Origin of the sequence: Nocardia sp. NPDC046763 (genome assembly GCF_040645495.1) — a bacterium.
In the GTDB taxonomy this organism is placed as follows: Bacteria; Actinomycetota; Actinomycetes; order Mycobacteriales; family Mycobacteriaceae; genus Nocardia.
The window spans coordinates 88,927-112,772 of record NZ_JBEYYI010000024.1; the positions used below are offsets into that span (position 1 = coordinate 88,927).

Annotated in this window: 22 protein-coding genes; 10 read left to right on the forward strand and 12 right to left on the reverse strand. The window is 69.2% G+C overall.

Features of this window, described 5'->3' with window-relative positions; translation table 11 throughout:
- The first annotated feature begins 31 nt into the window (after positions 1 to 31).
- Together ABZ909_RS31775 and ABZ909_RS31780 are read left to right on the forward strand one after the other, a co-directional pair.
- A complete protein-coding gene (locus ABZ909_RS31775) occupies positions 32 to 1,138 on the forward strand; it encodes a sulfite oxidase (protein WP_357006956.1) in 1,107 nt (368 codons plus the stop codon).
- 44 nt (positions 1,139 to 1,182) lie between these two features.
- Positions 1,183 to 1,974, forward strand: a complete 792-nt coding sequence (locus ABZ909_RS31780) for a metal-dependent transcriptional regulator (RefSeq protein ID WP_357006959.1) — start codon at positions 1,183 to 1,185, stop codon at positions 1,972 to 1,974.
- Between the two features lie 91 nt (positions 1,975 to 2,065).
- Here the strand turns inward: ABZ909_RS31780 and ABZ909_RS31785 are convergent, their stop codons facing one another.
- The 8 genes from ABZ909_RS31785 to npt all read right to left on the reverse strand — a co-directional run bounded on the left by ABZ909_RS31785 (position 2,066) and on the right by npt (position 8,330).
- Positions 2,066 to 2,800: an SDR family oxidoreductase gene (locus ABZ909_RS31785; protein ID WP_357006961.1), complete on the reverse strand. Its 735-nt coding sequence runs from the start codon at positions 2,798 to 2,800 to the stop codon at positions 2,066 to 2,068.
- 95 nt (positions 2,801 to 2,895) lie between these two features.
- Positions 2,896 to 3,690 (reverse strand): MBL fold metallo-hydrolase, encoded by a 795-nt coding sequence (locus tag ABZ909_RS31790; RefSeq protein ID WP_357006964.1) that lies wholly within the window; start codon positions 3,688 to 3,690, stop codon positions 2,896 to 2,898.
- Between the two features lie 52 nt (positions 3,691 to 3,742).
- Positions 3,743 to 4,525 carry a maleylpyruvate isomerase family mycothiol-dependent enzyme gene (locus ABZ909_RS31795; protein WP_357006966.1) on the reverse strand — a complete coding sequence of 261 codons (783 nt, stop codon included), beginning with the start codon at positions 4,523 to 4,525 and terminating at the stop codon, positions 3,743 to 3,745.
- Between the two features lie 28 nt (positions 4,526 to 4,553).
- Positions 4,554 to 5,159, reverse strand: coding sequence for a TetR/AcrR family transcriptional regulator (locus ABZ909_RS31800; protein ID WP_357006969.1), 606 nt, complete (start codon positions 5,157 to 5,159; stop codon positions 4,554 to 4,556).
- 54 nt (positions 5,160 to 5,213) lie between these two features.
- The gene (locus tag ABZ909_RS31805) at positions 5,214 to 6,107 is read right to left on the reverse strand and encodes a LysR substrate-binding domain-containing protein (protein ID WP_357006971.1); all 894 of its coding nucleotides are present in this window, start codon (positions 6,105 to 6,107) and stop codon (positions 5,214 to 5,216) included.
- A gap of 75 nt (positions 6,108 to 6,182) precedes the next feature.
- Positions 6,183 to 6,578, reverse strand: a complete 396-nt coding sequence (locus ABZ909_RS31810; protein ID WP_357006974.1) for an ester cyclase — start codon at positions 6,576 to 6,578, stop codon at positions 6,183 to 6,185.
- A gap of 124 nt (positions 6,579 to 6,702) precedes the next feature.
- On the reverse strand, positions 6,703 to 7,656 hold the full coding sequence (gene truB, locus ABZ909_RS31815) for a tRNA pseudouridine(55) synthase TruB (protein ID WP_357006977.1): 954 nt from the start codon (positions 7,654 to 7,656) through the stop codon (positions 6,703 to 6,705).
- Positions 7,656 to 8,330 (reverse strand): 4'-phosphopantetheinyl transferase Npt, encoded by a 675-nt coding sequence (gene npt, locus ABZ909_RS31820; protein WP_357007114.1) that lies wholly within the window; start codon positions 8,328 to 8,330, stop codon positions 7,656 to 7,658. The genes truB and npt overlap by 1 nt, the downstream gene beginning before the upstream one ends.
- A 305-nt stretch (positions 8,331 to 8,635) precedes the next feature.
- Between npt and ABZ909_RS31825 the strand changes: the two genes are divergently transcribed.
- The 3 genes from ABZ909_RS31825 to ABZ909_RS31835 are packed head-to-tail and all read left to right on the forward strand — an operon-like array spanning position 8,636 to position 12,362.
- Positions 8,636 to 9,115 (forward strand): (2Fe-2S)-binding protein, encoded by a 480-nt coding sequence (locus tag ABZ909_RS31825; RefSeq protein WP_357007116.1) that lies wholly within the window; start codon positions 8,636 to 8,638, stop codon positions 9,113 to 9,115.
- Positions 9,112 to 10,119, forward strand: coding sequence for a xanthine dehydrogenase family protein subunit M (locus ABZ909_RS31830; protein WP_357006980.1), 1,008 nt, complete (start codon positions 9,112 to 9,114; stop codon positions 10,117 to 10,119). Before ABZ909_RS31825 ends, ABZ909_RS31830 begins: the two co-directional genes overlap by 4 nt.
- Positions 10,116 to 12,362, forward strand: a complete 2,247-nt coding sequence (locus tag ABZ909_RS31835; RefSeq protein WP_357006982.1) for a xanthine dehydrogenase family protein molybdopterin-binding subunit — start codon at positions 10,116 to 10,118, stop codon at positions 12,360 to 12,362. Before ABZ909_RS31830 ends, ABZ909_RS31835 begins: the two co-directional genes overlap by 4 nt.
- A 99-nt stretch (positions 12,363 to 12,461) precedes the next feature.
- Here the strand turns inward: ABZ909_RS31835 and ABZ909_RS31840 are convergent, their stop codons facing one another.
- The 3 genes from ABZ909_RS31840 to ABZ909_RS31850 form a co-directional block, all read right to left on the reverse strand.
- Positions 12,462 to 13,418, reverse strand: coding sequence for a metallophosphoesterase (locus ABZ909_RS31840; protein WP_357006984.1), 957 nt, complete (start codon positions 13,416 to 13,418; stop codon positions 12,462 to 12,464).
- Positions 13,419 to 13,503: 85 nt separating this feature from the next.
- On the reverse strand, positions 13,504 to 15,933 hold the full coding sequence (locus tag ABZ909_RS31845; RefSeq protein ID WP_357006987.1) for an Ig-like domain repeat protein: 2,430 nt from the start codon (positions 15,931 to 15,933) through the stop codon (positions 13,504 to 13,506).
- Between the two features lie 27 nt (positions 15,934 to 15,960).
- Complete coding sequence (locus ABZ909_RS31850; RefSeq protein ID WP_357006990.1) at positions 15,961 to 17,643, reverse strand: Hsp70 family protein; 1,683 nt, start codon at positions 17,641 to 17,643, stop codon at positions 15,961 to 15,963.
- A gap of 49 nt (positions 17,644 to 17,692) precedes the next feature.
- On the opposite strand from ABZ909_RS31850, the gene grpE reads away from it, so the two are divergent.
- The 3 genes from grpE (at position 17,693) to ABZ909_RS31865 (ending at position 20,209) form a co-directional block, all read left to right on the forward strand.
- The gene (gene grpE, locus ABZ909_RS31855; RefSeq protein WP_357006993.1) at positions 17,693 to 18,217 is read left to right on the forward strand and encodes a nucleotide exchange factor GrpE; all 525 of its coding nucleotides are present in this window, start codon (positions 17,693 to 17,695) and stop codon (positions 18,215 to 18,217) included.
- Between the two features lie 61 nt (positions 18,218 to 18,278).
- Positions 18,279 to 19,067, forward strand: a complete 789-nt coding sequence (locus ABZ909_RS31860; protein ID WP_357006995.1) for an SDR family oxidoreductase — start codon at positions 18,279 to 18,281, stop codon at positions 19,065 to 19,067.
- Complete coding sequence (locus ABZ909_RS31865; protein ID WP_357006998.1) at positions 19,064 to 20,209, forward strand: Rieske 2Fe-2S domain-containing protein; 1,146 nt, start codon at positions 19,064 to 19,066, stop codon at positions 20,207 to 20,209. Before ABZ909_RS31860 ends, ABZ909_RS31865 begins: the two co-directional genes overlap by 4 nt.
- A 67-nt stretch (positions 20,210 to 20,276) precedes the next feature.
- Here ABZ909_RS31865 and ABZ909_RS31870 read toward each other — a convergent pair whose 3' ends face one another.
- Positions 20,277 to 21,674, reverse strand: a complete 1,398-nt coding sequence (locus ABZ909_RS31870; RefSeq protein WP_357007001.1) for an MATE family efflux transporter — start codon at positions 21,672 to 21,674, stop codon at positions 20,277 to 20,279.
- A 465-nt stretch (positions 21,675 to 22,139) separates the two neighbouring features.
- On the opposite strand from ABZ909_RS31870, the gene ABZ909_RS31875 reads away from it, so the two are divergent.
- Together ABZ909_RS31875 and ABZ909_RS31880 are read left to right on the forward strand one after the other, a co-directional pair.
- Positions 22,140 to 22,415, forward strand: a complete 276-nt coding sequence (locus ABZ909_RS31875; protein ID WP_357007004.1) for an aldehyde dehydrogenase family protein — start codon at positions 22,140 to 22,142, stop codon at positions 22,413 to 22,415.
- A gap of 222 nt (positions 22,416 to 22,637) precedes the next feature.
- Positions 22,638 to 23,846: a spermidine/putrescine ABC transporter substrate-binding protein gene (locus ABZ909_RS31880; RefSeq protein WP_357007006.1), complete on the forward strand. Its 1,209-nt coding sequence runs from the start codon at positions 22,638 to 22,640 to the stop codon at positions 23,844 to 23,846.

Here is a 23,846-nt window from a genome sequence, read left to right on the forward strand (position 1 = left end):
GAATTGAAACCAAGGTCAGGAGTGTGCCTCGATGACCTCGACTGCCGGCCGGGCCACGCCCTGGATCAACCCTCGGCTGGCCCAGGGACAAGCCACTGCGGCGGACCTGCTCGTGATCCGCTCCGACCCGCTCAATGCCGAGACGCCTATTTCCGAGCTGAGGGGCAGCGTCACATCGAACGCGCGGTTCTACAAGCGGAATCATTTCCGGATTCCGGATCTGGACCCGGCCGACTGGCGGCTTCGGGTCACCGGCCAGGTCAGCAATCCGTCGACCTTGACCTTGCCGGACCTGCGCCGAATGCCGTCGCGGACACGGATTGTCACCGTCGAGTGCGCCGGCAATGACCGATCGACCCTGGACCCGCCGACGCCGGGGGAACAGTGGGGACCCGGCGCGGTCGGCACCGCGGAATGGACCGGAGTCCCCTTGATCGAGGTACTCGCGCGCGCGGTTCCGGCTCCCGGAGCGTGCGAGGTGGTGTTCCGCGGTGCGGACAGCGGGCCTGTAGACCGGCATTCGGGAACGATCCGCTTCGAGCGCAGCCTCGACCTGACCGATGCCCAGCACAGCGGGGCGCTGCTCGCCTACGCCATGAACGGTGAGCCGCTACCAGCCCTCCACGGCCGTCCGCTACGGCTGGTCGTGCCGGACTGGTATGGGGTGGCATCGGTGAAGTGGCTCACCGACATCGAGGTCCTCGACCATCGGTTCGCCGGGTTCTTCCAGACCGAAAAGTACTGCTACGAGTGGGAGCGCGGAGGGCAGGTCGTCACCGAGCCGGTGCGCCTACAGCGAGTACGGTCCGTGATCACGGTTCCTGCGTCGAACGCCGTTGTGCGCCCCGGGTCGCTCAGCATCCAGGGTGTCGCCTGGTCCGGGCTCGCCCCGATCACCAGCGTCGAGGTCTCGATCGGTGAAGGGAGCTGGCAGCAGGCTCGATTGCCGGGGAAGCAATTGCCGGGCAGCTGGCGCGAATGGGATCTTGTCGCCTCTGTCGATGCCCCCGGACCGACGACTGTGCGGGTGAGGGCGACGGATGCGGCCGGCCACACCCAGCCCGACGAGCCCGCATGGAATCGGTTGGGGTACGGGGCAAACGCGGTCCACTGTGTGCCGATCCGTGTCACGCGATAGCGGACCTTCCTGCCGAACCGTGCTCCCTACCAGCGAGCGCGCCGATGTGTGAAACCGCGCGAGGTGTGCCTAAGCTCGGGTACGTGCCCGGAAAACGAGACATCGCCACCCGCCGTGAGCTGGCCGATCCGTCCGCACCTTCCGAACCCCACAGCAGGACCACGACCATCGCCCCGGTGCTGTCCTCGGTCGCCCAGGACTACCTGAAAGTGATCTGGACGGCGCAGGAGTGGTCCCAGGAGAAGGTGTCGACCAAGCTGCTCGCCGAGAGGATCGGCGTCTCCGCCTCCACGGTGTCCGAGGCCGTCCGTAAGCTCGCCGACCAGGGGCTGGTCGAACACGCCCGCTACGGGGCCATCACGCTCACCGAAGACGGCCGCCGCGCCGCGATCGCCATGGTGCGCCGGCACCGGCTCATCGAGACCTTCCTGGTCAATGAACTCGGCTACGGCTGGGACGAGGTGCACGACGAGGCCGAGGTGCTCGAGCACGCCGTCTCGGAGACGCTGATGGAGCGCATCGACGCCAAACTCGGCCACCCCGACCGGGATCCGCACGGAGACCCGATTCCCTCGGTGGACGGCGCGGTGCCAACTCCCCCGGCCCGCCAGCTCAGTGATTTCGACGCCGGCGAATCCGGCCGGGTGGCACGGATTTCCGACTCCGATCCGGCCATGCTGCGCTACTTCGATTCGCTCGGCATCGCGCTGGACACACCCATCGCCGTGGTGGAGCGGCGCGATTTCGCGGGCACCATCGCGGTGCAGGTCGACGAACGCACGATCGACCTCGGAAGCATTGCGGCCGAAGCGATCTGGCTCAGCGAAGCGCACTGAACGGGCGGCCGCAGCCCATTATCGACCCGGGTGACCTGTCCCCGTTCGAGGCGTCGCGCAGGCGGCATCCGGACAACCGCCGGCGCCGATGTCAGACGAGGCGGTGCCCGCCGTCCACGTGCAGGACGGTGCCGGTGACGAAGTGGTTGCCGATGACCGAAAGCACCGCTGCCGCAATGTCGTCCGGACGCCCCAGCCGTTTGGCGGGCAGCTTCTCGGCCATGGCCGCCAGCCGTTCCTCCTTGTCCTCCCAGGGCATCGACTCCCAGATATCGGTCAGCACCCAGCCGGGCGACACCGCGTTCACCCGGATCGGGCTCAGCTCCACCGCCAGCGCCCGCGTCAACCCTTCCAGCGCGGCATTCACCGCCGCCACCATGGCCCCGCCCACCGCCGGGCGGTAGGCGGCGATCCCGGATATGAAGGTGAGCGAGCCGTTCTCGGTCAAGCGCGCGTGCTTGGCCAGCAGCATCGACCCGATCAGTTTGGTCTCGAGAAAGCCGCGTCCGCGCTCGAAGTCGAAGGTGGCGACGGGTCCGTACGCCCCGGTGAGATCGGCGGCGGTGGTGATCACGTGATCGACCGTCCCGACGGTCTCGAACAACCGCGAAACCTGTTCCTCGTCAGCGACATCCGCGACGACGGCACTGACCTTCCCATCTCCGAGCTCCCGCACCGCGTCGGCCAGTCGCTGCTCCGACCTGCCGACGATGATCACCTCGTTGCCCGCCGCCAGCAGGGCGTCGGCGATCGCCTGGCCCATACCGGAGCCGCCGCCCACCACGACCGCACGTCCGACCTGTGTTCCGAATCCGTTGTCTGTCATGCCATTCAGCAAACCCGCGGCGCGCACCCTCGTCCACGACGCGCGGTCGAACAGCTGTGAGGCCGGGGCTAACACCGCAGCTCCGGCCGCGTGCGTCAGGGCTGCAACGTCGCGAGCATGGCCTCCAGCTCCCGCTGGTCCGGGCCGACGAACGCGGGCACCTCCGGCGCGGCGTCCGCCAGGTCGAACAGCCGCTCGTTCAGGCCCCGGGCCGGGGGCAGGTGGGTGCTGTAGATACCCGAGGGATCCAGACCGCGCACGGGATCGACGGTGGCCGAATACTTCTCGGCATCGACGAGGTGGATCCAGGGACTGTCCACGGCCACCCAGAGGCGCTGCGCGGCGGTCAGTTCGGCCTCGGCGGCCTGGGCGTCGGGTGCGGTGGCCAGTTCCGCGCTGGACAGCGGCGCACCGAAGCAGTCCGAACTGAACAGTGCGCCGGAGCGGGTGTCGAAGACGCCCACGGTGGCCGGGTTGTCGAACAGCGGCGGCCGGAATCCGATCAGGTCACGGTCGCCGACACCGAGTCGCTGCCCGGGATTGAGCAGGTAGACCCGGTCCATGGGGATATTCCACTGGCAGGACAGGAGTCCGACGCCGATGAAGCTGGAGACCAGCCGGGCCTGCGGCGCGGCGTCGAGCAGCCGCCACAGTCCGCCGGTGTGATCGCGGTCGGGATGGGTGAGCCAGACCCAGCGCACGTCGGCCGGGTCGATGACGCGGCTCAGCGCGCCGAGGAAATCCTTGTCGGCGTTGCTCAGGCCGGTGTCGATGACGACCGGTTCGGCGGCGTGCAGGACGTAAGTGTTGACCGGGAGGAAGCCGAGGCTGGGGACCTCGATGAAATCGCTCAGGACGGTCACATCGGGAGTGATCGAGTGGATGTTCATGGCGGTTCCTGAAGCAGTGCTGCGGATGGAAACCTCTGTCCCGCCTCGATATTCAGAACGGGATCAACGTGCCGAACGGGGCGTCGGCCCGGCCGCGCCCCGAGAGCGTGCGACAGAACTCGATCGCATCGAGTTCGAACGATTCGCCATCGCCGTCCGGCGACGACCAGGTGCCGCCGGCCGGACCCGTGAGGGTGAGCCGGTAGGGCTTGCCATGCCGTTGGGTCCATTCCCGCACCACGTCGTCCACGATCCGGCCGTCATGATCGGCGGTCGGCTCCGGCCGCCGCGCGACAGCCCGGCCCAGGTCGATGCGGTGCATCCACGGATCCCGGGTCAGGATGATGTCGATGAGGTAGCCGAGACTCCAGCGTTCGGCCAGCCCATTGATCACCTGTGGCTCCGCCATCGGACGCCGCCGGAGGAGGCCGGGGGCGCGGCGGCGGCACTTGGCGGCCCGCGGCCCCAGGTCGGCGAGCATGACGACCAGTTCTTCCGGTGTGTGCCTGCCGAATTCGCGGACCTGCAGGGCGGTGAGCGCATCGATCATCTCCGCCTCGCCGCCCGGGCGCTCGGCCGCGATGCGCATCTGCCGTCGGTTCTCGAACGGGGACGCGGCCATGGCGGCCATGCCGACGACGTGCGATACCAGCTGATGCACGGTCCAGTCGGGGCAGTCGGTGGGCAGGTCCCAGTCGCCGGGCGCGAGTCCGGCGACGGTGTCGGCGATCCGGCGGTATTCGTCCGCAGCGAGCCGCATGGCCTCACGACGTTCGAGCTGGGGGCGGCGCGGCTCCTGAGCGGTGGTCCGCTGGCTGGATTCGTTGTCGCGCATGGTCTTTCCTCGTGTCGGGACGGGCCGCCTACTCGGGGCCGGGCGGCAGGCCCACGCCGTCGGCCCACATGGTCACCGCGCGATCCAGCAGGCGGCTGCGGCTGTCGCCGCCCGGATCGTTGGCCAGCTGCTGATCGACCAGGCCGCCGATCAGCGCGAAGAGGATCTCCACGTCGCCGCGGTCGGTCACACCGATCTCCCCCAGTAACTCCACCGTCTGCCGGACGACCCGCACCGACGGCGCGAACGCGTGCTCCGAGGGCTCGAAGCCCGGAATCGTGCGCTGGTTCATCAGCTGATAGCGGGCCAGATCGGCCACCGAGAAGTCGAAGAAGTTCCGCGCCATTGTTCGCACCCGTGCGCGTGGATGGGCCGGCAGCGTCACGCGGGCTCGCGCGGCCAGCTGTTCGTACTCGAGCCAGGCCGAGCCGAACATGGCGTCGTAAATGGCGTTCTTGGAAGCGAAGTGGGTGTACAGCGACGGGGGGCGCATGCCGATCCGGGTGGCCACCTCGCGCAGAGTCAGCTGAGCGAGGCCGTGTTCCCGGACCAGCGACCAGGCGACCTCCAAGATCTCCTGCCGAGTCGCCTCACGGCGTTCGGCCTTCCTATCGCGTGTAGTTTCGCCTAACACAGTTAGAAGTATGAGCTGCGTCACTCTCGAATTCAAGGACCGGACGGGAACCGGTCAGCTGGAACCGAGGCGGAGGCCGCCGGCGAGGGCGTCGGCCATGGTGTGCAGCAGGGGGTTTCGGGTGGTGGTGCGCCAGGCGGCGGCATAGGTGATGACCAGGGGGCGGGGTTGCAGCGGCCGCCAGACCAGGCCGGGGACCGTCGCGGTGCGGGCGGAGCCGACGCCGATGGCCCCGGGGCGGAGCGGAAGCAGCTGCAGCATCTGGGCGTGGCTCATGGCGCTGTCGCTGAGGACGACGGTCGCACCCCGCTCGCGCAGTTGCGACAGCACCGAGTCGTGGACCTCGGGGGCGGCGTCGCGGGCGAACATGATGAGTTCGTGGTCGCCGAGGTTCGACGGCTCCACCGAAACCGCTGCCGCCAGGGGGTGTTCGCGGGACATGACGATGCCGAGCTCCTCGTCGGCAATGGGGGTGCAGGTGAGGTTATCGGCCAGCCGGACCGGCATCCGCAGCACGGCCAGATCGACCTCCTCCCGATCCAGCAACCGCGCCTGCTCGCCACTGGTACCGGTGGACAGCGCGATGCGCACTCCGGGCTGGCGGGCCTTGAGCAGCGCCTCGAGCCGCCCCGGCAGCCAGGCGGGCGCGCCGTTCACGATGCCGAGCCGGAACACCGCATTGCCGGGCTGGGCGACGGCCCGGGTCTCCCGCAGCGCGGTCTCGGCCGCCTCCAGCACATTCCGGGACGTCGTCAACAGCACCTCACCCGCGGCCGTCAGCTCCACGCCGTGACTGCCGCGGATCAGCAATGGCCCGCCCACCTCACGTTCGATGGCGCGGATCTGCTGGCTCAACGTCGGAGTGGAGATGAACAACCGCTCCGCCGCGCGCCGGAAGTGCAGCTCCTCCGCCACCGCCACGAAATACCGCAACTGCCGCAATTCCACCCTTGAAGAGTAGGCGGCCACGCGGGTGCGCGAACAACCCGCCGGGCATCGGAATCGCCTCGGAATTCGAGGGCTCTACGCCCAGCCCGGTCCCGGGGCGGGCGAGGTGACGGTGGCCCAGCGTTCGGCGATGCGGCGGCCCTGGAAGCGCCACAGCACGAAGCCCTGGAAGCTGAGCGGCTGCCCGGTGGCGCGGTCGGTCCAGCGCCAGATGTTGCGGCACATCACCCGGTCGCCCTCGGCGAGCATCTCCACCACCGTGACGTGCAGGTCGGGCATGGCCTCGTACATGCCGAGCATCATCTTCTCGTCGCCGGTCAGGTCGGTGGGCCGGCCGCCGGGACCGTCGTGGTCGAGGAAGTCGGGGGTCATATTGCGGTGGATGACAGCGGCATTGCGCCGGTTCACGAACTCCTCGAAATGGTCGGCGACGAACTGCTTCATGGATTCGAGGGAGAGGTCGGTGGGCATCTTCGCCTCCTCTACGCGGCCGAGCGACGCTCTCCATGGTGCGCCCGGTCGCTCACGCGGCGTGAGGGATTGGGCAGCGCGGTGTCGGCGATTGGGCAGTACCACGCCGGTAGACCGGGCCGCCTCAGAGATTCGCGGGGCGGACCACCATGACCGAGGAGGCGCGTTTGCCCGATTCCTGGAGCAGCGCGATGGCGTGGCCGTCGGGATCGACGGCGGCGTAGACGCCGGGCAGGCCGATCGGGTCCAGCCAGCGGCCGTTGCGCAGGTCCTCGGCCTGGGCGGCGGTGATGTCGCGGACCGGGAAAGCGGTGCGCACGGCCGTGTCGATGTCCAGGCTCAGCAGCGGTTCGCCGGCCTCGGCCGCCGCGGCCAGCTGGTCCAGGGTGCGGGCGTGCTCGAGGGTGAACGGGCCGACGCGGGTGCGTCGCAGCGCGGTGAGATGGCCGCCGACACCGAGCTTTTCACCGAGGTCGCGGGCCAGGGCCCGGATGTAGGTGCCGGAGGAGCACTCCACCTCGACATCGAGATCGACGAATCGGGTTGTGCCGGTGTCGATATCGCGGCGGGCGAGGACGTCGAAGCGGCTGACGGTGACGGGCCGGGCGGCCAGCTCCACCTCCTCACCGGCGCGGGCGCGGGCGTAGGCGCGCTCGCCATTGACCTTGATCGCGCTGACGGTGGCGGGCACCTGCTGGATATCGCCGGTCAATGCGGCTATGCGCGAGGCGATCTCGGCGTCGGTGAGATGACCGGCCGCGGTGGTCGCGGTGACCTCGCCCTCGGCGTCGTCGGTCACGGTGGACTGCCCGAGCCGGATGGTGGCGGTGTACGCCTTGGTGGTCAAGATCAACTGCCCCAGCAGTTTGGTGGCCCGTTCCACACCCAGCACCAGCACGCCGGTGGCCATCGGGTCGAGGGTGCCGGCGTGCCCGACCTTCTTGGTACGCAACAGCCTTCGGCTCTTGGCGACCACGTCGTGGCTGGTCCAGCCACCGTCCTTGTCGACGATCAGCAGGCCGCCGAAGGCGTCGACCAGCGGGGGGAGCTTCTCGCGCCTGGCCTGCACCGCGCCCATCAGGCCTCCACGATCGCGGTCAGGATGAGGCCGTCGCTGATCAGCCAGCGGCCGTCGAACGAGGTCAGGGGACTGCCGCCGTCGGTGACCGGGCCGGGGACGAGCAGCTCGGTGTGGAAGGTACCCGCGCCGCTGCCCGCGGACTCCTCGTCCACGGTGAACGTGATGTGCGCGTCCTCGAATCCCAGCCACTTGCCGGTGAGCGGGAACCACGCCTTGTAGGTGGCTTCCTTGGCGCAGAACAGCAGCCGGTCCAGGTGCAGATCGGTGCCGGGCAGCACGGTCTGCAACCACTGCCGCTCGGGCGCCAGGCTCACCGAGTCCAGGACGCCATCCGGCAGCTGACCGTGCGGTTCGGCATCGATGCCGATGGACCGGAAGCGCAGTTTGTGGCCGAGCGCGGCGGCCCGGTAGCCGTCGCAGTGGGTGAGACTGCCGACGATGCCGCGCGGGAACACCGGTTCACCGGTGCCGCCCTTGCCGATGGCGACGGCGGGCTCCCCGAGCTGGGTCAGCGCCTGCCGGGCGCAGTAGCGCGCGCCGATGAAGTCCCGGCGCCGCTTCTCGACCGCGCGGGCAATCAGGTGCTCCTCGCCGGGGTGCGGTTTCAGGTCCTCCGGGTACGCCGTCAGTTCGGCCGCGGCGACCCCGTTGGGCAGAATCCTGCCGAGTATGCGCGCCGACTCCGTCGCCGCGACTGCCCGCTCCTCGATGACCCGCCTCCTGCTCGCTTCCGGCACTGCCGAATCGAGCCTACCGGGCAGGCGCGGACCGCTCCGCCGTTCACCCGGGGAGCGTTCTTCGCCGGACACCGCCGCGGGTCCGTTGCTAGGCTTTTGCCAGCTCATATCCAATCCGCAGTCCGCAACCATCGCGGCACGCCCCGGCGAGTCCGCGAGGCAGGAGGCGCGATATGACCGTCGAACCATCGAAACGGACCGGCCCCGCGCCGGCCGGATTCATCGGGCCCACCCGCACCATGACCACCCTGCGCGTCAACGGCCACGACCACTACACGGTGCTCGAACCCCGCACCAGCCTGCTGGACGCGCTGCGCGAGCATCTGCACCTGACCGGCACCAAGAAGGGCTGCGACCAGGGCGCCTGCGGGGCCTGCACGGTGTGGATCGACAATCGGCGGGTGCTGGCCTGCCTGACCCTGGCGCTGGCCGCCGAGGGCCGCGAGATCACCACCATCGAGGGCGTGGCCGACGGGGACCGGCTGCATCCGATGCAGCAGGCGTTCCTGGCGGCCGACGGATTCCAGTGCGGCTACTGCACTCCCGGCCAGATCATGTCGGCCATCAAATGCGTCGAGGAGGGCCACGCCGAATCCGAGGCCGAGATCGCGGAGTGGATGAGCGGCAATATCTGCCGGTGCGCGGCCTACCAGAACATCCGGGAGGCCGTCTGCCAGGGCCGGGATGCCCTGCGGCGCGAGGACGGTGAGCTGCCGTGAAACCCATCTCCTACGCCCGGCCGACCACCGTCGAACAGGCGGTGAGCACCGTGACCTCCAGGCCCGCAACGGTTTTCCTGGCGGGCGGCACCACCCTGGTGGACCTGCTGCGCACCGGCGCGCTGGAACCGGACAATGTCGTGGACATCACCTGGCTGCCGCTGGGCGGAATCCAGCACACCGACGACGGCGGGCTGCGCATCGGCGCGCTCGCCACCATGAGCGAGGTGGCGGTGGAACCCGGTGTGGCCGAACGCTATCCGTTCCTGTCGCAGGCGCTGCGCCAGGGGGCTTCGGCGCAGCTGCGGAACATGGCGACCATGGGCGGCAACCTCATGCAGAAGGTGCGGTGCTCGTATTTCCGGGATCCCGCAAGCGCCTGCGACAAGCGCGATCCCGGGTCGGGATGCGATGCGATCGACGGATTGCACCGGGGGCACGCGATTCTCGGGACCGGGCAGCGGTGCTTCGCCACCCATCCCTCGGATGTGGCGGTCCCGCTGACGGCCCTGGAGGCGACGGTCACCGTGTGGGGTCCGCGCGGGGAACGCACGATCGCCTTCGACGACTTCTTCCTGCTGCCCGGCCGCACGCCGCAGCTCGAGCATCCGATCGCCCCCGACGAACTGATCACCCGTATCGATGTGCCCGCATTGCCGTTCGCCCGCAACTCGCACTATCTGAAGGTGCGCGACCGGGAGTCCTACGAGTTCGCGCTCGCCTCGGCGGCGGTCGCGCTGAGCGTCGCCGACGGCACGGTGCTGGAGGTGCGGATCGGGCTGGGCGGTATCGCGACCAAGCCGTGGCGGGCCCGGATCGCCGAGCAGATGCTGATCGGGGTGTCCGCGACCCGGGAGAACTTCGACAAAGCCGCCGCGACCGAGCTGCAGGGCGCGGACACCTCGCATCCGATGAACGCGTTCAAGGCCGAGCTGGCGCGGCGGACGCTGGTGCGGGCGCTGGAAACGGTGTCACCGCAGCCGCATTCGGGAGCGACGCGATGACGGCCACCGCGGCCCGGCCGCTGATCGGTCAGGGATTCGATCGCGTCGACGGGCGCGCCAAGGTCACCGGTGCGGCGCAGTACACCGCCGAGGTGCCATTGCCCGGGCTGGCGCACGCGGTGATCGTGGGCGCGCGGATCGGCAGCGGCACAGTGCTTTCCATCGATGGTGGACCTGCGCTCGCGGCGGGGGCGGTCGCGGTGTACACGCACGAGAACCTGCCGAGGGTGGCGGCCATCCCGCCGCAGTGGCCGTCCGGCTTCGGCGGGCCCGCGCCCGGGCAGACCTTCTTCCCCTTGCAGGACACCACGATTCACTACTACGGCCAGCCGATCGCCGTGGTGGTCGCGGATACCTTCGAGTGCGCCCAGCACGCGGCGGGGCTCGTGACGGCCGGCTACGACGCACAGCAGCCGCTCATCCGGCTCGAGGACGGACGCGAGGCGCAGTATCAGCCGAAGACGGTGTACTGCGGTCTCGTCCCGGCCGTGCAGTCGCGCGGGGACTTCGAGATGGCGGCCGACACCGCGGCCCACACGGTCGACGCCACTTACCATTTCGCCGCCAACCACCACAATCCCATCGAATGCTCGGCCACCGCGGCGAGCTGGGACGGCGACACCGTCACCGTGTACGACGCCACCCAGGGCGTGAGCGCCACCCAGGCCACGGTGGCCGCGTACCTGGGCATCTCACCCGCGAATGTGCGAGTGGTCGCGCACTACGTGGGCGGCGGCTTCGGCGGCAAGGCACTGATCTGGCCGCATGTCACGCTCGCGCCCATGCTCGCCCGGGAACTGGGCCGACCGGTCAAGGTGGTGCTCACCCGCGAGCAGATGTTCTACGGCACCGGATTGCGGGAGGAACAGGAGCAGCGGGTCACGCTGACCTGCGACGGCAAGGGGACCTTCACCGGGCTGCGGCACCACAAACTGTCGGTCACCTCACCGTTCGACGACTGGACCGAAGTGTCACTGGGTGTGGCCGGGCAGGCGTACGCGATTCCGCACTGGGACGGGCAGTATCGCCTCATTCGGGGCAACCTCATGTCGCCGACGTTCATGCGCGGGCCCGGCGAGGCCTCCGGCATGCTCGCCATGGAGTGCGCCGTCGACGAGCTGGCCGCCGACATCGGCATGGACCCCATGGCATTACGGCTGCACAATCACGCCACCATCGACCCGGCGAGCGGGCATCCGTGGAGCTCCGACGGGTACGCCGAATGTGTGCGCACCGCCGCCGAACGCTTCGGCTGGTCAGGCGAGACCGGGCGCGGCGCCCCGCGCGCCGACGGCCACTGGCTGCTGGGCTGGGGCATGGCCACCGCCGGATACCCGGTGTACGAGCCGGGACAGCCGCAGCGCGCCCATGCGCGACTGCTCGCCGACGGGGCGCTGATCGTGCAGGCGGGCACCCAGGACTTCGGCACCGGCGTGGCCACCGCCATGGCGCAGGTCGCCGGGGACGCCCTGGGCATCGAATTCGACCGCATCCGAGTCGATATCGGCGACACCGACTACCCGAACATCGCGGCGGCCGTCGGATCGATGGGTGCGGGCATGATCAGCGCGGCTGTGCACACCGCGTGCACCGATCTGCGCGGGCAGTTGATCGCGCTCGCGATCGGCGATCCGGAATCACCGTTGCACGGGCGGATCGCCCCGGAGATCGAGGCGCGCGGCGGGCGACTGCGGGTGCGCTTCAATCCCGCTGTCGGCGAGACATATTCGGCGCTGCTGACCCGGCACCATCTCACCGACCTGGAGACCATCGGCACCTGGCACCCGCCCACCGGCGATCTGCCGTTCGGGCGCATCAGTTTCGGCGCGCAGTTCGCCGAGGTCGCGGTGGATCCGGAGCTCGGGCTGGTCCGGGTTCGGCGCATGGTGGGGACCTTCGCGCCCGGGCGGGTGCTCAATGCCAAGCTGGCGCGCAGCCAGGTGCTGGGCGGCATGAACTGGGGGCTGTCGCAGGCGCTGCTGGAGGCGACGGTGCCGGATGCGCGGACCGGTGCGTGGGCCAATCCGTCGCTGCTGGAATATCTGCTGCCCGTCAATGCCGACGCACCGGAGGTCGACATCTCCTTCGTGAAGGTCAACGACCCGATCGTCAACCCGCTGGGTGTGAAGGGGCTCGGCGAGCTGGGCATGATCGGCGCGGCCGCCGCCATCGTGAACGCGATCGCGCACGCCACCGGCAAACGCATCCGAGACTTCCCGGTGCGCATTGAACACCTACTCTGAAAACCGGTGTCTCACCGGTGAATCGGGCCGGCCGCCTCGGCATGCGGCCGGCCCGGCGCGTCACCCGCCTCCGCAATGATCTGCGCCGCGGCGCGGGTGTCAGGCCAGGCCGCGGCGGCGTTCGGCGGCTTCCTTCATCTTCAGGGCGGCGGCCTGCATTTCGGGGGTGATCTTGAAGTGGCCACCCCACTCGTTGAGGGTGTCGCCGTAGTCGGGGACGGGGAGGATCTGGCGGAGGAGCTTGTCCGGGAGGCCGCGGCGCTGCCATTCGCGGGGGTAGCCGAGGGAGACCTCTTCGAAGCGGACGCCGTCGTACCAGGTGGTTCGGGGAATGTGGAGGTGGCCGTAGACGGCGCAGACCACGTTGTAGCTGGTGTGCCAGTCGGAGGTGAGGTCGGTGCCGCACCACAGGGCGAACTCCGGGTACCACATCATGTCGACCGGCTTGCGTAGCAGCGGGAAGTGGTTGATCAGCACCAGGGGGGTGTCGGCGGGCAGGGCGTCGAGGCGGCGCTGGGTGTACTGGACGCGGGCGTGGCACCAGGCGTCGCGCGTCAGGTACGGCTCGGCGGAGAGCAGGAACTCGTCGGTGGCCACCACATTGCGGTCCTTGGCGATGGCCAGGCCCTCGGCCTTGGTCTTCGCGCCGTCCGGCAGCCAGGAGTAGTCGTAGAGCATGAACAGCGGGGCCAGGGTGACCGCGCCGCCGAACTCCTCCGCGCCCGCGCCCTCCCACACCGGGAACGGGTCCTCCGGCGTGACGACGTCCACGTCACGGCACAGCGAGACCAGGTAGTCGTAGCGGGCCGCGCCGTGCATCTGCACGGGATCCTTTGCGGTGGTCCACAATTCGTGATTGCCGGGCACCCAGATGACCTTGGCGAAGCGGCCGCGCAGGGTCTCCAGGGCCCAGCGGATGTCATCGGTCTTCTCGCCGACGTCACCGGCCAGGATGAGCCAGTCCTCGGGGGAATCCGCGCGGATCGCCTCGACCACCGGTTTGTTGCCCTGATGACCGACATGGATGTCGCTCACCGCCATCAACTTCGGAATCACCCAGCTCCGCCTCTCTGTTCGCGACCGGTCCTCGCAGCAACAGACCCGGCCCCCACCAGATTCCCATGCGGGGCCACAGCGGCTCTCAGCGCACCCAGCGAATCCGGGCGTTCGGTCCGAATCCAGCCGCGACAGTGAGAATTCCGGTGGCATCGCGCCGGCAGGAAGCCACGGCCACGTGACAGGGCCGTGGGATCTCGGACGGGATCCGCACCCCGCCGTCGATCTCGTAGCGCATATTGGTGACCTTCCACCGGCGCGCCCGGGGATCCTCGGGATCCGCCGGCGGGGCGTCGGGGCGGGCCACCACCATCACCTCGGTGATGCCGATCGGCCATTCGAAGACCAGCAGCCCGCGCTGTTCGGTCAGGCTGCGCGGGGTGGGCATACCGCTGGGCGGTTCGCCGTCCGGCCCGCGGCCTACCGCATCCGGCTCACCACCCTGGGCCGAATCGCGGTCCGAATCCCCATCGGACCGGGCCATTTCGGAGGCCCGGCCGGAGACGGACGCAACCACCCCGTACACCGGCACCGGTCCGGTCAGCGCCCCGCCGTCCTCCAGCGCGGTACCGCGGGTGCGGCCCACCACCCGCCACGACCCGTCGGCCAGCAGTCGCGTGACCCGGTACTCCACCCGCGGGGTCCGCGACGGGAGCCAGGTGATCACCACCGTGCCGTCCGGCTTGCGGCTCGCCGTCACCGCTCCCGGCGCGCCCACCTGCAGTTCGGCCAGCGCCGCCAGCGCCTCGGCATGGTCGGTGCACACTTCGAGCACGGCCCGCACGGCCTGCATGCGCAGTCCCGGATCCGACGGCAGCGCCTCGAACAGCCGCCCCGCCTCCATCACCGCCGCCCGTGCCCGCCCGATCAGCAACTCCCGGCTCGCTCCCCGCGGATCCGGATTGGGCACATCCGCCGCCCGCCGGTCCAGAAAATCCAGATGCTCGCCCAGTGCCTCCACGAACCGCCGCCCCACACAACAGGACACGGCCGCCCGCCAATGCACGGCCGCCGCCGCCAGCACCCGCTCGACCTCTTCCCCGACCGCCCGCACCGACCGCGCCCCCAGACTGTCGTCCCCGACACCGCGCCGCGCATCCGTGACGAATCCGGCTGCCTCCCTGGGCCGTCCCGCCCGCAACGAGGCCCGCGCCGCCCGCAATGCCGCCTCCCACGGCCGCCCGGCACCCGCACCGGCCGCCCCGCCCGTGTAGGGCGTCCGCTGCCACTGCGCCGCCGCCGGGGCCTCTCCACGACCTGGAGCAGTTGCGCCACCGCCCGAATACCGTGGCCCGCCACCGGTTCCCGAGGCGTCGCCCGTGCCGGCGGGATCGCGACCGAATTCGCGTCCGGCGGTCGCTGAGGCAGTCGATGTTCCCCGCTCGCCAGTCGCGTCCGCGGAATTTCGGCCAGCGCCGGATTCGGCGGCCGCGTCGGTCCCTGGCGGAGCACCATTCCCGGCAGGTTGGGTCGAAGTCGTTGTGGCGGAGCTGGTCTGCACGGGACCACCGGGGCGGGGCGGGGCGGCGAGGTGTTCGCGGCCTTCGACGGTGGTGCCGAGTTCGTCGGCGAGGGTGATGAGGATGCGTTCGGCGGCGGCGCGGTCGAGGCCGGCGGCGATGGCCACGCCGAGCAGGTAGTCGAAATCCGCTGCTACCAGGAGGTCTTCGACGAGTACGGCGGCACGGACCTGGGGGCGGAGCTGATCGGTGACCGTCTCGGTGACGGCGAGGAGGTAGGCGTCGACCGGGGCACCGCCGGGCTCGAGGAGGTCGCCGATATGGATGAGGAGCTCGTCGAGGACCACGCGGACCCGGCCGGGCGGGAGTTCGCGGGTGCGGGCGCGCAGGGCGCCGGCGCGCAGGCGGATCTCGTTGGTGTGGTGGGCGGCGGCGAATTCCATGCCGAGCAGGGCCAGCAGGGTGGGGACCGGATCGCCGGGGAGCAGGCGCTCGTATTCGGCGAGGAGCGCGCGGATCTGCCGGCGGCGTTCGGCACTCAGCGTGGGCGCGGCGGGCGCCGGCGCGGGCGCCTCGTCGACGATGCGGTGGCGTCGCACCCGGGCGGCGATCTCGGCCACGGTCAGCCCGCCCATGCGGCCGATGTCCTCGAGGCCGGGGATCTTGGCGGCGGGAATGCCGCCGTGCCGCGCCACCAGCCGCTCGATGGCGGCGTCGAGCATCTCGTAGCGCTCGGCCTCCCGCCGGGCCCGCAACTGCGTTACCCGATCCGCCTCGACGAGCCGGGAACCGGTGTGCAGCAAGGGTTCCGAGAGCTCGGCGTGCGCGTCCACCAGCAGCCCGGCCAGCACCCGGTACTTGGGATGGTCGCGCAGCTTCTGCCAGAGCGTCCAGACCGCCTCGACCCGCGCCGCCACCTCGGCGTCGCTCAGCCGCGCGGCCTCCGCGAGCGGAATGTCGTACAGCTCGAAGGTATCCGACTCCCCGAGCCCGCCCCGGCGTTCGACGGCGGCGAGGACGCGTTTGCGGTAGTCATTGGAATCGAAGGCATGCATGGCTTGTCGTCGGACAGCGTATCCCGGTCAGGAGTTGCGGCGGCGGGTGCGCTGCAACTGATCCAGCTCGCGCTCCACATCCGCCTGCGACAGGGTGGCCCCGGTCTGCACCGAAAGCATCAGCGGCAGATCGGCATCCACATGGTAGGCGGTCACGTGCAGCACCCCGTCGAATCCCATCTCGAAGGTCACCCGGACTTCACTACCCTCCGGATACCCGGGTGGAATGTCCCGAATCCTGCCCTCCACCAACACCTTCGTGTCCTCGGGCCGGGTCGACGCCGCCTGCCCCTGCTGCTCCACGATGGTCAGCTCGATCTGATCCTGGTCCGCCCGTACCGTCCCGTAGGACCGCCGCACGCGAATGGGCAGAGTCTGATTGCGATGCACCAGCCAGCTCGCCGCCAGCCCGTTGAACGGATCCAGCGCCAGCACCCCGAATCCACGCGACACCACCGTGTCCACCTGGATCTCGATCATGCGGCGCACCAGGCTCACCGGCTGCCCGAACGAATCGGCCACCCGCGCCAGCGAGGCCTCCAGATCACCCGGATCGGCCTCGCTCAGCCCCGCGCCGCCGCGTAGTCGCCCACGGGTCACCAGATCCGCGGCCACCAGCCGCTCCATCTCCAGCTTCTCGCCGTAGAGCGCGGCCCCGCGCGCCACCGACAGATCCGGATCGCGCAGCTCACCGGTCAGCCCGAATTCCTTGTGCAACTGCTCGGCCACCATCGGCATCCGCGACGAGCCGCCCACCAGCAGCAGCCGATCCACCTGCCGGACCCCGCGCTGCCCGGCAGCGGCCAGCACCGCCCTGGTGAGGTCCACCGTGCGCCGCATGAGCGAGGCGGTCATGGCCTCGAGCTCGGCGCGGGTCAGCGGGATCACCGCCCGGGCGCCGTCGTGCGCGATCACCACCTCGGTGCTGTCGGCGGTGGTGAGCTCGCGTTTGGCCTGCTCGGCCGCCAGCACCAGCAGCTGCGAGCCGACCGAATCGTCCAGGGGGTCTTCGGCATCCGGATTGGCGGCACAGAACCGCTGGGACAGGTGCAGCGCCAGCCGCTCGTCCCAGTCCGCGCCGCCGAGCTGATGATCGCCCTCGACCGCCAGCACCGAGATGCGCCGGTCGGCCAGTTCGATGACGGTGGCATCGAAGGTGCCGCCGCCGAGGTCGTAGACCAGCACGGTCTCGCGCGCCGGCGACGCACCGATCTCGATGGCACCGTCCAGCCGCCCGAAACCGTAGGACAGCGCCGCCGCGATGGGCTCGGACAGCACACCCGCCACCTCGAATCCGGCGTAGGTGCCGGCCTGGATGGTGGCCCGGCGCTCCTCGTCGCCGAAGTAGGCGGGCACCGTGATCACCACCCGTCGCACCGGTTCGCCGCCCGCGAATTCGGCATCGGCGGCAAGGCTTTTCAGAATGAGGGAGGAGACCGCGGGCGCCGACCACAGCTGCCCGTGCGCGCCGAACCGCCACTCCGCGTCCCCCATGCGGCGTTTCACCAGCGTGCACACGTGGTCGGGATCCAGGCGGGCCTGCCGGCGCGCGCCCTCCCCCACCACATGGTCGGTGGCGGAGGCGAACAAGACAACAGACGGGACGGTCGGATCTCCATTGAGCCCGATCAGCACCTCCGGCCGGCCATCTGCGTCAATTGCCGCAATTGCGGAATTCGTTGTGCCCAGATCGATTCCATAGACCCCCATGGCGGCGATGGTAGCAGCCGGGACCGACCACCAGGTCTATCGTTCGAGCATGACCGATCCAGCCCCGGCGGCCACCCTCCCGGTTCTGTCCGCAGTGCCCGCCCCGACCGACCTACCGGCCACGACGCTCGACCGCATCACCGAACGCATCGACGACCTGGCCCGCGTCATCGCCCGGCAGGCCGCCACCATCGAGCGACTGGCCGACGAGGCGAAACTGAAGATCCGGGACGAGCGGGCCGAAACCGAGGCACCCCTGATCCGCGACCTGTTCGCCCTGCACGGCCTGGCCCAGACCTTCGCCTCCACTACCGATTCGGAGCCGGACCGCCAGGGCTTCGAGACCATGAGCCGCCGGGTCGAGCGCATGCTGGCCGAGCGGGGCGGTGAGCTGGTGACGCCGTTCCGGGGCACGGACTTCGATCCGGACACCATGGAGGCCGCCGAGCTCACCGACACCGATGATCCGGCCGCCGACCGGACCGTGGAGTCGGTCATCCAGCCGGGGCTGACGATAGGAGATCGATCCATCCGGCCCGCGAAAGTCGTTGTGCGCCGGTATCGCAGGGCCTGATCGCCCCGCCGCCCGAAACTGACACTTGTTCCAGTAAGCACAAGTGCTTAACCTCGGGCTCATGACCTACTCCGCCGCCACCGCGATTGTCACGGGTGCCGCCTCCGGCATGGGGAGGGCGCTCGTGACCCGGTTGCTGCAGCGCGGCGCGTGCGTCTACGCCGTCGACCGCGCGGTGGCGGGCCTGGATTCCCTGGCCGCGAGCAGCGCCGGCGACCTCACCACCATGGTCGCCGACGTCACCGACCGCGAGGCCCTCGCGGACGTGGTCGAGCGGGCCGTCGCCGAGCACGGGCGGCTCGACTTCATGTTCAACAATGCCGGCATCGTGGTCGGCGGCGATTTCGCCAAGATGACCGACATCGCCTGGAACCAGATCGTCGACGTCAACTTCTGGGGTGTCGTGCACGGCACCCAGCTCGCCTACGCGCGCATGCTCGACCAGGGCGGCGGGCACATCGTCAATACCGCCAGCAGCGCGGGCGTCCTGCCGGTGGCGCGATCGGTCGCCTACACCGCCACCAAGCACGCCGTGGTCGGCCTGAGCACCGCGCTGCGCGCCGAGGCCGCCGAACACGGCATCAAGGTCAGCGTGGTGCTGCCCGGCGTGGTCGACACCGGCATCTTCGACAGTGCCGTGAACCTGCCCGGCTACGACTATCGCGCCTCCATCGACAAGCTGCCCTTCGCCAAGGTGAAGCCGCTCGCCGCCGCCGACACCATCCTCGAAGGCGTGGCGAAGAACAAGCAGTACATCAGTTTTCCCGCCTACAACCGCCTCATCATCGGGCTCAGCCGGCTGCTGCCCGACGTGATGGCGCCGATCATCAATCGCGGAGGACGCACATGAGACAGCAGTATCGCAGCATCGATGTCGGTGAGCCGATGACCCGATTCGCCCGGGGCTGGCACTGTCTCGGGCTGGCCGAGAGCTTCCGGGACGGAAAACCCCACTCGGTCAACGCCTTCGGCACCAAACTGGTGATCTGGTCCGACAGCAAGGGCGAGCTGCACGCTCTCGACGGGTACTGCCGGCACATGGGCGCGGACCTCGCCTACGGCAGCGTCAAGGACGACAATATCGCCTGCCCCTTCCACGATTGGCGCTGGCGCGGCGACGGTAAATGCGCCGCCATTCCCTATGCGCGCCGCGTTCCGCCGTTGGCGCGCACCCGATCCTGGATCACCTGCGAGGAGAACGGGCAGTTCTTCGTCTGGAACGATCCCGAGGGCAACCCGCCGCCGCCGGAGGTCGCGATCCCGCACATCGAGGGCATCGACACCGACGAGTGGAGCGACTGGGACTGGAACACCCTGCTCATCGAGGGCGCGCACTGCCGCGAAATCATCGACAACAACGTCGATATGGCGCACTTCTTCTACATCCACTACGCGTACCCGGTGTACTTCAAGAATGTGTTCGAGGGGCACGTCGCGACGCAGTTCCTGCACTCCAAGGGGCGGCCGGACGTGCACGCGAAGTCGAACTACTCGCAGGAGATGTCGCTGTTGCGTTCGGAGGCTTCGTATTACGGGCCGTCCTACATGATCAACACCCTGCACAACGACTTCGGCGACAACACCGTCGAGGTGGTGCTCATCAACTGCCACTACCCGGTGACGCACAATTCCTTCGTCCTGCAGTGGGGTGTGAGCGTGCAGCGCATCAAGGGCCTGCCGCCGGAGAAGTCGGAGAAGCTGGCCAAGGCGTTCGGCAAGAGCTTCGGCGTCGGATTCCTGCAGGACGTGGAGATCTGGAAACACAAGACCCGCATCGACAATCCGCTGCTGACGCAGGAGGATGGGCCGGTCTACCAGCACCGGCGGTGGTACGAGCAGTTCTATGTCGATGTCGCCGACGTGAAGCCGGAGATGACCGACCGGTTCGAATACGAGGTCGACACCACCCACGCCAATGAGAACTGGCAGGCCGAGGTCGCCGAGAACCTCGCAAGGCAGGCCGCCGCCCAGGCGAACGGCGCGGCCGACTAGCTCCACGGCGGCCGAGGCGCATTCTCCGCCTCGGCCGCCGAATCCGCTGCCGCCGAGCGCATTTCTCCTAAGCGGCGCGGCGCGGCACCTCGGCCCCCACCCGCGCCCAGCGTCCGGACAGCGCCCGCCAGCTGACGGCGACCAGGCGCAGCAGCATGAAAGCGACCAGCCCGGTCCAGATTCCGCCGATCCCCCAGTCGCAGGCCAGCGACAGCCAGATCATCGGCAGGAACCCCAGCAGCGCCGACCCCAGCGTGGCATTGCGCAGGAACGCGGCATCGCCGGCGCCGAGCAGCACGCCGTCGAGCGCGAACACCACGCCCGCCACCGGGATCATGGCGACGAAGAACCACCACACCACGTGGGTGCGATCCAGCACCGACGGATCATCGGTGAACAAGCGCGGGATCACCGGGTATCCGGCCGCGAACACCGCCGCCAGCAGCACCGAGAAGACCGTCGACCAGCCCGTGATCCGCCGCGCCAGACCCTGAGCGCCGCGCGCGTTCCCGGCTCCCAGCGCCGCGCCCACCAGGGTCTGCGCCGCGATCGCCAGCGAATCCAGGGTCAGCGCAAGGAAATTCCAGATCTGCAGCACCAGCTGATGCGCCGCCACCGATGCCGCCCCGAACCGCGAAGCCACCGCCGCCGCCGACACGAACGACGCCTGGAACGCCAGGCTCCGCACGATCAGATCCCGCCCCAGCACCAACTGCGCCTTCATGATCTCGACATGCGGTGCGAGCGGCACTTTCGCCCGCCACAGCGCACTCACGAACAGCGCACCGGAAATCGACTGCCCCACCAGATTCGCGACCGCCGACCCCTCCAGCTCCATTCGCGGCGCCCCCAGCAGCCCGTGCACCAGCGTCGGGCACAGCACCCCCGAAACCACCAGCCCCGCAACCACATACATCAGCGGCCGCCGAGTCTGCTGCACCCCGCGCGTCCACCCGTTCCCCGCCATCGACAACAGGATCAGCGGCACCCCGAACAACGCGATCCGCACCCACGACTCCGCCGCCCGCGCAATGTCATCCCCACCCGCAATGGCCCGCGTGATCGGCCCCGCAAAGATCTGCACCACCAGCACGATCGCCAACCCCGCACCCACCGCGATCCAGCTCGCCTGCACCCCCTCGATCATGGCCCCGCGCTCATCCCCCGCCCCGTGCCGCCGCGCCGCCCGAGCCGTCGTCCCATAACTCAGGAACGTCAACTGCGAACTGACCTGCGCCAGTATCAAACCGCCCACCGCCAGCCCGGCCAGCGCCAAAGCCCCCAGCCGCCCCACCACGGCCATATCGAACAGCAGATAGATCGGCTCCGCGACCAGCACCCCGAGCGTAGGAATCGCGATCCCGAGAATCCGGCGCGGCCCGGCCGCCGCGGCCTCGCCTCCCCGAGCCGTCGCCAGAGATCCCGGATCCTCCCCCGCGCCGTCGAACACCTCAGTACCGCTCATCCGCTCACCATCCCACACCGACTCGACGCCCCGAAGCCACCGCGCTGCACCGCCCGCATGCCCGCGCTCTCCCGCACCACGCCCGCCACCAGCCCGTTTTCCGCCACGGCGCACCCGGCACGTCCCCGCGGCCGCGCCCGAATATATGAACTGCCCGACCGACGGCAGCATCCACGCACAACCGACGGATCGCAAGGCGAAGGCCGAATATTCCTACTGATCGTCGGGGCCCGCACGTGTAAGCATGCGCAAGAGTGGGACACGGGCTGCCGTGGCCCCCTGCCACTGCGCGCCTGTCCCAGGTCGTGCCGGCGACCTGGGCGGGCGCGTCGGCGTACCCCTCGCACCCTGCGCATTCCCGCTGACTCGAACACCGGATGCGGGAGCACGGAAACGGTGTGAGAGTGATTACCGCAGGACGCGAGAGTTGGTTTGCCACCGCACAAAACCAAAGTAGGAGTGCAGTTGACTCAGCAAGAACTGCAGTACATCGGTGGTGAGCGCCGCACCGGATCCGGTGCGCCACTGACTATCACCGAACCCGCGACCGGCGCGGTGATCGCCACTGGCGTGGGAGCCGACGCCACCGACGTCGAAGTCGCCGCCGCGCGTGCGGCGTTTCCGGCGTGGGCGGGTAAGACTCCAGGCGAGCGATCCGACATCATGCATGGCTGGGCGCGGCCGCTCGGCGAGCGCGCCGCGGACCTGGCGGCCGAGTATTCGGCCGATCACATGACGTGATCGTCCGCACCGAATAAGCATCTCCCGACCCGCGAGGGCGGACCCGCCGGGTCCGCCCGCACAGGCATGTCCGCACCATTTTCGCGTGTTGACAACTAATTTCGTTGAGTAACGTGGATTTTTCAACGGATTCACTTGCCATGTAACAGAATTACGGAAGTATTCACTTCACGCGCAGACCACCGCGTACTCGTTCTCCCCTCGTGTGAAGGTGCGTTCCGCATGAATCCCTCCGACTCCCTGCAATCCCCGCGGGGCCCGTTGTCCCCCCGGCCCACCCGCCGCGGCCTGCTGCGCGGCGGCGCACTGCTGGCACTCGGCGGCGCGCTCGCCGCCTGCGGCACCAAGGGCTCGTCCAAGAACGGCGAACTGGCCTGCGCCATCCCCGCCGACACCTCGGCCACCGAGAAGACCATCGCCTTCTCCAACTGGCCCGGCTACCTGGACGAGGACGCGTCCAATGCCGAAATCCACCCCACCATGGCGGCTTTCACCGCCAAGACCGGCATCAAGGTCGACTATGTCGCCGATATCAATGACAACAACGAGTTCTGGGGCAAGGTCGGCGCACAGCTGAGCTCCTGCAAGAGCATCGACCGCGACATCATCGTGCTCTCGGATTCCACCGCCGTGCGCGTAGTGCGACAGGGCTACACCCAGAAGCTCGACACCTCGAAGATGCCCAACTTCGTGCGCAATCTGCATCCCATGCTGCGCGGGCAGAGCATCGACCCGGCCAATGATCACCTGGTGCCGTGGCAGTCCGGTCTGGTCGGCATCGGCGTGAATACCCATGTGACAGGTGAGATCCGGACCATCGACGAACTGCTGACCCGCCCCGACCTCGCGGGCAGAGTGACCTGCCTGACCGAGATGCCCGACACCATGGGCCTGATGCTGCATTCCCTCGGCAAGAGCGCCGCACAGTTCACGGACGACGACTACGACAACGCACTGGCCAAACTGCAGAAGGCCGTGCAATCCGGGCACGTGCGCAAATTCACCGGCAATGACTACGTGCAGGATCTGGCCAAGGGCGATATCGCCGCGTGCATGGCGTGGTCGGGTGATGTCATCCAGCTCACCGCCCAGGATCCGAAGATCAAGTTCATCAATCCGGACGAGGGCCCCGTGCTGTACTCCGACAATGCCATGCTGCCGGTGACCAGCCCGCACGCCGCGAATTCCATGGCCCTGCTGGACTATTACTACGATCCGGCCGTCGCCGCCAAGCTGGCCGCCTTCGTGCACTACGTCTGCCCGGTGGCCGGCGCGCAGGAGGAAATGGCCAAGTTCGATCCGGTGCTGGCCCAGAACCCGCTCATCTTCCCCGACACCGCGACGCAGCAGAAGCTCCAGATCTTCATGTCGCTCGACGAAGCCAAGGAGAAGGCCTATCAGGCCAAATTCCAGGCCCTGACGGGCGCGTGA